This is a genomic window from Aggregatibacter actinomycetemcomitans DSM 8324, assembly GCF_000372365.1.
Classification (GTDB): Bacteria; Pseudomonadota; Gammaproteobacteria; order Enterobacterales; family Pasteurellaceae; genus Aggregatibacter; species Aggregatibacter actinomycetemcomitans.
Genome location: NZ_AQUU01000009.1, coordinates 68,258 through 79,264 on the forward strand (window position 1 = coordinate 68,258; position 11,007 = coordinate 79,264).

An 11,007-nucleotide genomic window follows, 5' to 3' on the forward strand; every position below is an offset into this window, starting at 1 on the left:
GGAGAAAACTCAATGAATCTAGAGCAAGCTGTAAAATATATGATAATTTTGTTTTCATTTTGCACCGCACTTTCCGTGCAAGCCGAAACAAAAAAATTATACGGCATTCAGGGACCGTCGTTGACTTACCGTCCGATGTCCGATAAAGCGCAGACTTATAATGTAAAAGGGGAAACTTACACCACGAAGCCGCACCAAACGGCAAAAAATTATTCCAAACAGGGGATTGCCAGCTATTACCATCATAAATTTAACGGGCGGAAAACTTCCAACGGCGATATTTACGATTCCACTTTATATACGGCGGCACATAAAACTTTGCCTTTGAATTCCTACGCAGTGGTCACCAATATGTATAACCAACGCAAAGTCATTGTGCGAATCAACGACCGTGGGCCCTTTGCTAAAGATCGTATTATTGATTTGTCCCACGCGGCGGCAAAAGAGATCGGTATTGTAAATTACGGTATGGGATTGGTTAAGGTGGAAGCGTTGCATGTGGACGCTAACGGTGAGCTTTCCGGCGCAGGCACCTCCACATTGGCGAAAGCAAGTAGAACAGAAGAAGGGCTAAAACGCCTGGTGGATAATGAAATCGCTTCCACGCCGGCGCCGCGACAAAATCGTAAAGTGGCAAGTGCCGAACGCTATGAAATTAAAATGGTCAATGTCGCCAGCAAGAAAAACGCCGAGCAGATCATTCAGGATTTAGCGTTAAATAATGTGAAAACGGAAATTGCCGCACATGGTCAAAAATACCATATCCATTTGGGACCTTTTAATTCAAAACAGGAAATCAACGAATTGAAAACACAATTAAGACGGTTAAATCATTCTGAACCGTTGATTGTGTATTCTTATAATCAATAACAAGTACATAATTTCAGGATATTTAACATTATGTTTAATAAAGCAGTAAAAAACAGCAAGATTGCCATCGTCTCAGGGGTATTGGCGGTATCGCTCGGTGCTATGGCGGCGGAAGACGTACAATTTAACATCGCCGTGCCGGAAATTAATGCACAAACCTACGTCTTAATGGATTACAACTCCGGTGCCGTGTTGGCGTCCCTTAACCCTGATCAGCGCCAATATCCGGCATCATTGACCAAAATGATGACCAGCTATGTGGTCGGGCAGGCGATTAAGCAAGGTAAAATCCGTAATACGGATATGGTCACCATCGGCGAAAGCTCCTGGGGGCATAAATTCCCCGGTTCTTCCAAAATGTTCTTAAACTTAAATCAACAGGTTTCCGTTGCGGATTTACATCGCGGCATCATCATTGTTTCGGGTAATGACGCCTGCGTGGCAATGGCGGAGCATGTTTCCGGCACGGTGATGAACTTCGTTGATACCATGAATAAATATGTGGAACAGTTCGGTTTAAAAAATACCTATTTCACCACGGTGCACGGTTTAGATGAAGATAACCAATACTCTTCCGCCCGCGATATGGCGATTATCGGCGCGCGTATTATTCGTGATTTACCGGAAGAATATAAAATTTACGCCGAAAAAGATTTTACCTTTAACAAAATCAAACAGCCTAATCGCAACGGCTTGTTATGGGACAAAACCATTAACGTTGACGGTATGAAAACCGGTCACACGGATAAAGCGGGGTACAACCTGGTGGCTTCCGCCATCAGCCCGAACAATATGCGTTTGATTTCTGTGGTGATGGGCGTGCCGACTTATAAAGGTCGCGAAGTGGAAAGCAAAAAATTATTGCAATGGGGTTTTGCTAATTTTGAGACCTTCAAAACCTTGGATTCAGGCAAATCCATTTCCGAACAACGGGTGTATTACGGCGATGAAAGTAACATCCAATTAGGCGTGTTACAAGATGCTTTCATCACCATTCCGAAAGGCAAAAGCGCCGAGCTCAAAGCCCGTTACGAATTAGAGAAAAAATACCTTGAAGCGCCCCTTGCCAAAGGGCAAGTTGTGGGCAAGGTGGTGTATCAATTAGACGGCAAAGACATCGCCAGTGTAAACTTACAAGTGATGCAAGAAGTGAAAGAAGGCGGTATCTTCGGCAAAATCTGGGACTGGCTGGTGCTGACCATCAAAAGTTTATTTGACTAGCCTTTAAAAAACACACTCAACACTGACCGCACTTTTTCATGAAAGTGCGGTTCACTTTTTTAGGAGAATGCAATGACAGATAAAAAAACGGTAAATTTAGCCGACATTCCACAACAAAAATTAAAAGACTTGCTGGAATTCCCATGTGATTTCACTTTTAAAGTGGTGGGTGCCGCCCGTCCCGATTTAGTGGATGATGTGGTTCAGGTGGTGCATAAAACCATCAAAGACGATTACAACCCGAGCATGAAAGAGAGTGGCAAAGGCACTTATCATTCCGTGTCCATCACCGTGCGCGCTGAAAATATCGAACAAATTGAAAAACTGTATAAAGAATTGGCGGAAATCGACGGCGTGAGAATGGTGCTTTAACCATTAAAGTGCGGTCAGAAAAAACAGCGTTTTTAGGAAACTATCATGCAACCCGAATTAATTGTACGACAACTCGGCATTCGTGATTATGAGGACGTTTGGCACGAGATGCAGGCGTTTACCGATAATCGTACGGAGCAGACTCCTGATGAAATTTGGTTGGTGCAGCATCTATCTGTGTTCACCCAAGGTCAGGCGGGCAAGCCGGAACATCTATTGCAACAAAGTGCAATTCCGGTGGTGCAGTCCGATCGTGGTGGGCAGATTACCTATCACGGTTTGGGGCAGCAAATTATGTATGTGCTGATTGATGTGAAACGCCACGAGAATCTAAATGTGCGCCAATTAGTAACCGCACTTGAGCAATCAGTGGTGAAAACCTTGGCAGATTACGGCATTGAAGGCTATGCGAAACCTGATGCGCCAGGCGTTTATATTGACGGCAAAAAAATCTGCTCCCTCGGTTTGCGTATTCGCCACGGTCGGTCGTTCCATGGCTTGGCATTTAACATCAACATGGATTTGACCCCGTTTCATCAAATCAATCCTTGCGGTTACGCGGGTTTGGAAATGTGTCAGCTGGCAGATTTTATTCCCGCACCAGAGGCGGACTGCGACAAGGTTTCCCCACAATTAGTTCAACATTTCGCCGTGCAATTAGGGTATAATGTAACAAATTGTTAACATCAACAATCGTTTTTTACGTTCATTATCTCTGCAAATCTGCACAGAAAATTAAGGAATATCAATGGGAACACCTTTTAAAATGGAGCGCGGCGTTAAATATCGCGATGCCGCCAAAACCTCCATTATTCCGGTGAAAAATATCGATCCTGAGCAAGAACTGCTCAAAAAGCCGGAATGGATGAAAATTAAAATTCCGGCAAACGGTGCGCGCATTCAAAGTATCAAATCCGGTATGCGTCGCCATGGCTTGCATTCCGTCTGCGAAGAAGCCTCCTGCCCGAACCTGCACGAATGTTTCAACCACGGTACGGCAACTTTTATGATTCTTGGTGCTATTTGCACCCGCCGTTGTCCGTTCTGCGACGTGGCGCATGGTAAACCGTTGGCGCCGGATCCGGAAGAACCGCGTAAATTAGCGGAAACCATTCAGGATATGAAATTGCGTTATGTGGTGATTACCTCCGTTGACCGCGATGATTTACCGGATCGCGGTGCCGGGCATTTTGCCGATTGCGTTCGGGAAATCCGCGCCCTGAATCCGAATATTAAAATTGAAATTTTAGTGCCGGATTTCCGTGGTCGCATTGAACTGGCATTGGAAAAATTAAAAGACAATCCGCCCGATGTGTTCAATCATAATCTGGAAAACGTACCGCGCTTATACCGCGAAATCCGCCCGGGCGCTGATTATCAATGGTCACTGCGTTTGTTGAAGGAATTTAAAGCCATGTTCCCGCATATTCCGACCAAATCCGGACTTATGGTGGGATTAGGCGAAACCAATGACGAGATCTTGGAAGTGATGCAGGATCTGCGGGATCACGGTGTGACGATGCTGACGTTGGGGCAATATTTACAACCGAGTCGTCACCACCTTCCGGTTGCCCGCTATGTTCCACCGACAGAATTCGATATGTTCCGCGACAAAGCCCAAAACATGGGCTTCGAACACGCCGCCTGCGGCCCATTCGTCCGTTCTTCTTATCACGCCGATTTACAAGCAAGCGGCGGCTTGGTGAAATAATCGCGAAAAGTGCGGTGGTTTTCACGAACGTTTTTTCTCTTGAAAAACGCTTGGAAAAACCACCGCACTTTACGATGAACCCCGTGTCGTGATAACAAAAAAGGAAGTTAATGATAACTTTCCTTTTGCTTTTCTGAATAGCTTAAATTATTGCTTACGCCAGGTGGTGCCGTTCGGTCCGTCTTCCAATATGATGCCCATTTCCGTTAAGGCATTGCGCGCGGCGTCAGCGGCTGCCCAGTCTTTGGTGGCTCGGGATTCGTTGCGTTGCTTAATAAGCGCTTCGATTTTCGCCACTTCATCTTCATCGGAACCGGCTTGCAGGAATTGCTCCGGATCCAGTTGAAGCAGACCGAGAATGGCGGCGAGTTCGCGTAAGCGTGCGGCTAAGCCGTTGGCTTTTGCCATGTCTTCGGTCTTCAGCTTGTTCAGTTCACGCGCCATTTCAAACAGTACGGAAAGGGCATTCGGCGTGTTGAAATCATCATCCATGGCTTCACGGAAGGCATCCACAAAATTTTCACCGCCAAAAGCCACCGCACTTTTATCTGTGCCGCGTAATGCGGTGTAGAGCCGTTCTAATGCGCCGTGAGCGAGGTTAAGGTTTTCTTCGCTGTAATTTAATTGGCTGCGGTAGTGCGCGGTCAATAAGAAATAGCGCACGCTTTCCGCGTCGTAGTGGTTTAATACGTCGCGAATGGTGAAGAAATTGCCGAGGGATTTCGACATTTTTTCTTTATCCACCATGATCATGCCGGAGTGTAGCCAATAGTTCACATATTGATTGCCGTGGGCACAGCAGGATTGGGCGATTTCGTTTTCGTGATGTGGGAACATGAGGTCGGAGCCGCCACCGTGAATGTCAAAATGCTCGCCTAATTGTTTGCTGTTCATGGCGGAGCATTCGATGTGCCAGCCTGGGCGCCCTTTGCCCCAAGGCGAGTCCCAGCTCGGTTCATTCGGTTTAGACATTTTCCATAACACGAAATCCATTGGATTTTTCTTGATTTCGTTAATTTCAATGCGCGCGCCCGCTTGTAATTGTTCCAAATCCTGACGGGACAATTTGCCGTAATCTTTGAAGCTTTCCACATCAAACATTACATCGCCGTTGTCCGCTACGTAGGCGTGTCCGCGTTGGATTAATTTCTGTACAATGTCAATGATTTCAGGAATATGGTGGGTGGCGCGCGGTTCAAAATCCGGACGCAAAATATTCAGCGCGTCAAAATCTTTATACATTTCCACCACCATGCGATCCACCAACTGATCGCAGGTTTCTTTATTTTCCAAGGCACGTTTAATAATTTTGTCATCCACGTCGGTAATATTACGCACATAGGTTAAATCGTAGCCTAAATAACGCAAATAACGGGCGATTACATCGAAACACACGAACGTACGCCCGTGCCCGATGTGGCAGAGATCGTACACGGTCACGCCACACACATACATTCCGATTTTGCCGGCGTGAATCGGTTTAAAAATTTCTTTTTCGCGGGTTAGGGTATTGAAAAGTTTTAACATATTGGGATCCAAATCTTTTTGAAAACGCACCGCACTTTATGGCGATTTGGGGCGGATTGTGAAATAATGACGCTCTTTAATTCGTAGAGGAAAAGCACAATGGTTACACTACATACAAATTTCGGCGATATTAAAATTGCCTTAAATCACGAGAAAGCACCGGTAACGGCGGAAAATTTCTTAACTTATTGTAAAAACGGTTTTTATGATAACACAATTTTCCACCGCGTGATTGACGGTTTTATGATTCAAGGCGGCGGTATGGAAAGCGGTATGCGCGAAAAAGCCACCAACGCGCCGATTAAAAATGAAGCCAATAACCGTTTAAGTAACAAACGCGGCACCATCGCCATGGCGCGCACCTCCGATCCGCATTCCGCGACAGCGCAATTCTTCATTAATGTTGCCGATAACAACTTCCTGGATTACCGCGCAAAAGAGTTGCACGGGCGCGAAGTGGTGCAAGAATGGGGTTATGCGGTATTCGGCGAAGTGGTTGAAGGCATGGATGTGGTCGATAAAATCAAAGGCGTTAAAACCGGCAACAAAGGTTTTCATCAAGACGTGCCGAATGAGGATGTGGTGATTACTTCGGTTACTGTGGATGAGTAATTTTTCATAATAACCGCCTAAATAATTGGGCGGTTATTGGTTCCTTAATGGATTGGTTTGTACTAAAATTAACCAAAATCGAGGGAGGTTATGATGATGACACAGGAATATAAGCAGTTTTTGCAACAAAAAGTGGCAAAATCTGATGAAGATTTTAAAAATAATCGCGTATTTGAGCCTGAACAAGTGTACCAACGCGTGATTCAAGCGGCGGTAAAAGCTAAAGAAGGAATGAAGGACGTTGCATAAAATTATTTATTCAGAAAACGCCGTTCAGGATTTTGAGCATATTGTTTTTGATTTAACCGAATATGCCGGATTTAGCAGTGCTATAACTATTTTTGAAGATATTAAACAAGCGATTGAATTGCTTGCCTATATGCCTCTGATGGGAGTTGTCGGTAGTGTTGAGGGAACTCGTGAAATTTATGTCAGAGGCTATCGAATTGTTTATCGTGTTTCTTCTGCAGAAATTCAAATCAGCACCATCATTCATTGTAAAAGACTTTATCCCAATTTCTAATCATGCCTTTTTTTGATACCCACACCCACCTTGATTACCTGCAACAATTTAGCGGCGAGCGGTTGGTGCAGCTGATGCAAAATGCGCAGGCGGCGGGAGTGCAAAAGATTTTGATTGTTGCTGTGTTGCAGCGGGATTTCAAAACGATTGAAAAAATGACCGCACTTTATCCCGGGCAGTTGTATTACGGCTTAGGGTTGCATCCTTTGTATATCCAAGAGCATCAAATCGACGATTTGGGTTTGCTGGATCAGGCATTGGCAAGTCGTCCGGCAAATTGTACGGCGGTGGCGGAAATCGGTTTGGAGCGTGCCTTGCCTGAACTCTTAACGGAAGCATTATGGCGCAAGCAATGTGATTTCTTGGAAGCGCAGTTGCACTTGGCGAAAAAACACAACCTGCCGGTAAATCTGCATTCCCGTAAATCTCATGAGCAACTGTTTTCCTTTTTAAGACGCATCGCCGTGCCAAAATGTGGTGTGGTGCATGGTTTTGCGGGCAGTTATGATCAGGCGAAACGCTTTGTGGATTTAGGTTACAAAATCGGCGTAGGCGGCACCATTACTTATGAACGCGCCAATAAAACCCGTCAAACCATCGCCAAATTGCCTTTAAACGCGTTGCTGTTGGAAACGGATTCGCCCGATATGCCGGTGTTTGGTTTTCAAGGGCAGCCTAATCGCCCGGAACGCGTGGTGCAGGTGTTCAATGCCTTGTGTGAATTAAGAAGCGAAACGCCGGCGCAAATCGCCGAGACCATTTGGCACAACAGCGTGGCAAAATTCGCTTGAAAAAAGTACCGCACTTTTGTGCGAAATCAGATCTTAAACCGGTGAATCACTTGATTCGCCGAACCGCGCCAAATCAGGCTCGGATCCGCTTGCGCCTGAATGAATTTGCCGTCAATTAGCACGTCGATATAAGGCAGCATTTGGCGTTGATAGTCGTCCAATTCATCTAATTTGTACCCGGTCCATACCCAAATGTCTTTATCGGGGCATTCCCGTTTCACCCGTTGCACTAACGGCAACAGCGTTTCTACATTGCGCGGATGAAGCGGATCACCGCCGGAGAGGGTCAAACCTTGGCGTTTAATGCGGGTGTCTTTGAGATCCTTGAGAATTTGTTCTTCCATTTCAATACCAAACGGCACGCCCGCACTAAACGACCAGCTTTTTTGGTTGTAGCAACCTTTGCAGGCGTGCGTACAGCCGCTGACGAAAAGGGTGCAGCGAGTGCCTTCGCCGTTGACGATGTCGACGGGGTAGTATTGGAGGTAGTTCATTAGTTACTTATGTTTTAGATTGTTTAACCCGCTATGGTTTTTGTTGATATATCGGATTTCGCCGATGGCGAGTTACTTTTCTTTGCGTCGTCAAAGAAAAGTAACCAAAAGAAAGGCGCCCCTGCTTTGCCTTGTTTATTCGCAACTCAGCACAGCTGACTTGCTCACCCCTTCGGGGTCGTTGGCATAGCCAACGCTTAAAATGCGTTGCATTTTGTCCTTTGTTCCATTGAATTTGCTTTACGGGAATTTTGTAAACTTGCTACGCTCAAACAGTACAAAATTCCCTACAAATTCAATTTCACAAAGGCGGTAAAGAAGGGAACCCAACGTTGACTTTTAAAGTGCGGTGAAATTTTGTGGTATTTTCTATAAAAAAACACTCAAAAAAATAACCGCACTTTTCTAGAATAACGCTCAAATAAATGGGGTCCCCGTATAAGACGCCTGAGCGACTTGCAATTTTTAGGAAATTTTCGTCTGTTTGCGCGTAGCGAGTTCGAAAATTTCCGTGAAGAAAATTGCAACCAAGCGAAGAACAGCGGCTTATCCGGGGTGTGTTCTTTGCTACTTTCTTGCACAAGCAAGAAAGTAGGAGTAACTACATATGCTTAACTCTGCGCTTCACTTCTTCCTGTTTCCCCGCATTAAACGGTCTGGCGTCTGGGCTTCCTAGGTAGCCGCAAACCCGTCGGGTGACGGAGACTTTTTCGCTGTCGTGGTTGCCGCATTTCGGGCAGGTGAAGCCTTTGCTGGTGCATTCAAATTCGCCGGTGAAACCGCATTCGTAGCATTCGTCGATAGGCGTGTTGGTGCCGTAGTAAGGCACGCGGTCGTAGCTGTAATTCCACACGTCTTCCAGTGCTTTGAGGTTGTGCTGGATGTTTGGGTATTCGCCGTAGCAAATGAAACCGCCGCTGGCAAGTGGCGGGTACGCCATTTCAAAGTCCAGTTTGTCGTATGGATTGACTTTTTTCTCCACGTCCAAATGGTAGCTGTTGGTGTAGTAGCCTTTGTCGGTCACGCCGTCGATGACGCCGAATTGTTTGGTATCTAAACGGCAGAAGCGATCGCACAGGTTTTCGCTTGGAGTGGAATACAAACTGAAGGCATAACCAGTTTCAGCGCGCCATTGTTTGGTGGCGTTGCTGAGGTATTCCACGATGGCACGACCTTTTTCGCGTAGCATGTCGTTATCGTAAATGTGTCCTTGGTGATAGAGCGCATTGACGGTTTCATAAATGCCGATGTAACCGAGGGAAATGGAGGAGCGTCCGTTTTTGAAGATTTGTGCCACGTTGTCGTCCGCTTTTAAACGCACGCCACAGGCGCCTTCCATGTATAAAATCGGTGCCACACGGGCTTTGGTGTGTTCTAAGCGGGCAATGCGGGTCATGAGTGCTTTTTTCGCCAAGGCTAAACGTTGATCCAAAATTTCATAGAAGCGTTTTTCATCCCCTTTGGCTTCAATGGCGATACGCGGCAGGTTGAGGCTCACCACGCCGAGGTTGTTACGTCCGTCGTGGATTTGTTCGCCATTTTCTTCGTACGCGCCCAAGAAGCTACGGCAGCCCATCGGGGCTTTGAAGGAACCGGTGACTTTGACCACTTGATCGTAATTCAGAATATCCGGATACATACGTTTGCTGGCGCATTCCAAGGCAAGCTGTTTGATGTCGTAATTCGGATCATTAGGTTCCAGATTTACGCCCTTGCGTTGGGTGAAAACCAGTTTCGGGAACACCGGTGTTTTGTGGTTTTTGCCTAAACCGCGAATTCGGTTTTGCAAAATCGCTTTTTGAATCAAGCGCGCCTGCCAGCTTGTGCCCAAACCGAAACCGAAGGTCACGAATGGGGTTTGACCATTGGCGGTGTGCAAGGTATTCACTTCATATTCAAGGGATTGGAAGGCGTCGAAACAATCTTTTTCGATAAGTGCCTGCGCGTATCCTTGCGCATCGGGCACATTCCACTGCGCGGCATTTTTCAGATGTTTGTCGTAACTGAGTTGAACGTAAGGCGCCAACACTTCGTCAATACGGTTAATAGTGGTGCCGCCGTAAATGTGACTTGCTACCTGCGCGATAATTTGCGCAGTCACGGCGGTGGCGGTGCCGATGGATTTCGGCGGTTCGATTTCCGCATTGCCCATTTTAAAGCCTTGGGTCAGCATGCCTTTTAAATCCACCAACATACAGTTAAACATCGGGAAGAAGGGCGAATAGTCCAAATCGTGATAATGGATTTCGCCTTTCTCATGGGCTGCCACCACATCGCGCGGCAGAATGTAACGTTTGGCATAATGTTTCGCCACGATACCCGCCAGCAAATCCCGTTGGGTCGGGATCACTTTGGCGTCTTTATTGGCGTTTTCGTTCAGTAATTCCACGTTGCTTTGTTCAATTAATCCCTCAATTTCCCGGGTTAATTGACTGCGTTTTTCACGCGCCAAATCACGATCGTGGCGATATTCAATATAAGCGCGTGCCACTTGCGGGTATTGGCTAGCCATCAGGTGATTTTCCACGATTTTTTGAATGTGACTAATGTCGATTTCCTGTTGGTAATGGCTGAAAATGTCATCACTGACTTTCTGCGCCACGGCATAGCAATAACGATCATCCGTAATACCGACCGCCTGCGCTGCCTTTTTTATGGCGTTTACGATACGTTGAAGTTCAAAGCTAATGCGTGAACCATCACGCTTAATGACAAAGAATGTACCCATGAGAGATGTCCATATTTAGTGTTATAAAAAATTGGATAATACTATATATAGATATTTTTAGGATTTCAAGACACAAGATGTAGTGTTTTTGTGGCTTGTTTGTTAACGTTCTGTTATGAGCAAAGTTTAGTGATTGGTTTCGTTAGGAATTTCATTCG

General features: G+C 46.0%; 12 protein-coding genes. 9 read left to right on the plus strand and 3 right to left on the minus strand.

All coding sequences use genetic code 11. The annotated features are described in order from the left end of the window. Positions 1-12 precede the first annotated feature (12 nt). The 5 genes from A3CS_RS0106445 (at position 13) to lipA (ending at position 4,174) form a co-directional block, all read left to right on the plus strand. On the plus strand, positions 13-870 hold the full coding sequence (locus tag A3CS_RS0106445) for a septal ring lytic transglycosylase RlpA family protein (protein WP_005547666.1): 858 nt from the start codon (positions 13-15) through the stop codon (positions 868-870). Positions 871-900: 30 nt separating this feature from the next. Next, the gene (locus A3CS_RS0106450; RefSeq protein ID WP_005544450.1) at positions 901-2,091 is read left to right on the plus strand and encodes a serine hydrolase; all 1,191 of its coding nucleotides are present in this window, start codon (positions 901-903) and stop codon (positions 2,089-2,091) included. A gap of 72 nt (positions 2,092-2,163) precedes the next feature. Then, a complete protein-coding gene (ybeD, locus tag A3CS_RS0106455) occupies positions 2,164-2,463 on the plus strand; it encodes a DUF493 family protein YbeD (protein WP_005544448.1) in 300 nt (99 codons plus the stop codon). 45 nt (positions 2,464-2,508) lie between these two features. Further along, positions 2,509-3,147: a lipoyl(octanoyl) transferase LipB gene (gene lipB / locus A3CS_RS0106460; protein WP_005547664.1), complete on the plus strand. Its 639-nt coding sequence runs from the start codon at positions 2,509-2,511 to the stop codon at positions 3,145-3,147. Between the two features lie 64 nt (positions 3,148-3,211). Continuing rightward, positions 3,212-4,174, plus strand: a complete 963-nt coding sequence (lipA, locus tag A3CS_RS0106465) for a lipoyl synthase (RefSeq protein WP_005547662.1) — start codon at positions 3,212-3,214, stop codon at positions 4,172-4,174. 147 nt (positions 4,175-4,321) lie between these two features. Here lipA and cysS read toward each other — a convergent pair whose 3' ends face one another. Next, complete coding sequence (cysS, locus tag A3CS_RS0106470) at positions 4,322-5,701, minus strand: cysteine--tRNA ligase (protein WP_025298090.1); 1,380 nt, start codon at positions 5,699-5,701, stop codon at positions 4,322-4,324. Positions 5,702-5,800: 99 nt separating this feature from the next. Between cysS and A3CS_RS0106475 the strand changes: the two genes are divergently transcribed. The 4 genes from A3CS_RS0106475 to A3CS_RS0106490 all read left to right on the plus strand — a co-directional run bounded on the left by A3CS_RS0106475 (position 5,801) and on the right by A3CS_RS0106490 (position 7,627). Then, positions 5,801-6,313, plus strand: a complete 513-nt coding sequence (locus A3CS_RS0106475; protein WP_005543917.1) for a peptidylprolyl isomerase — start codon at positions 5,801-5,803, stop codon at positions 6,311-6,313. A gap of 90 nt (positions 6,314-6,403) precedes the next feature. Further along, positions 6,404-6,562: a hypothetical protein gene (locus A3CS_RS1000000112040; protein ID WP_005547658.1), complete on the plus strand. Its 159-nt coding sequence runs from the start codon at positions 6,404-6,406 to the stop codon at positions 6,560-6,562. After that, positions 6,555-6,836, plus strand: coding sequence for a type II toxin-antitoxin system RelE/ParE family toxin (locus A3CS_RS0106485; RefSeq protein WP_005547656.1), 282 nt, complete (start codon positions 6,555-6,557; stop codon positions 6,834-6,836). The genes A3CS_RS1000000112040 and A3CS_RS0106485 overlap by 8 nt, the downstream gene beginning before the upstream one ends. A 2-nt stretch (positions 6,837-6,838) precedes the next feature. Beyond that, positions 6,839-7,627: a TatD family hydrolase gene (locus tag A3CS_RS0106490; RefSeq protein ID WP_005547653.1), complete on the plus strand. Its 789-nt coding sequence runs from the start codon at positions 6,839-6,841 to the stop codon at positions 7,625-7,627. Positions 7,628-7,653: 26 nt separating this feature from the next. Here A3CS_RS0106490 and nrdG read toward each other — a convergent pair whose 3' ends face one another. Together nrdG and nrdD are read right to left on the minus strand one after the other, a co-directional pair. Then, positions 7,654-8,121, minus strand: a complete 468-nt coding sequence (nrdG, locus tag A3CS_RS0106495; protein WP_005547651.1) for an anaerobic ribonucleoside-triphosphate reductase-activating protein — start codon at positions 8,119-8,121, stop codon at positions 7,654-7,656. Positions 8,122-8,722: 601 nt separating this feature from the next. Further along, positions 8,723-10,849: an anaerobic ribonucleoside-triphosphate reductase gene (nrdD, locus tag A3CS_RS0106500; RefSeq protein ID WP_005547649.1), complete on the minus strand. Its 2,127-nt coding sequence runs from the start codon at positions 10,847-10,849 to the stop codon at positions 8,723-8,725. Positions 10,850-11,007 lie beyond the last annotated feature (158 nt).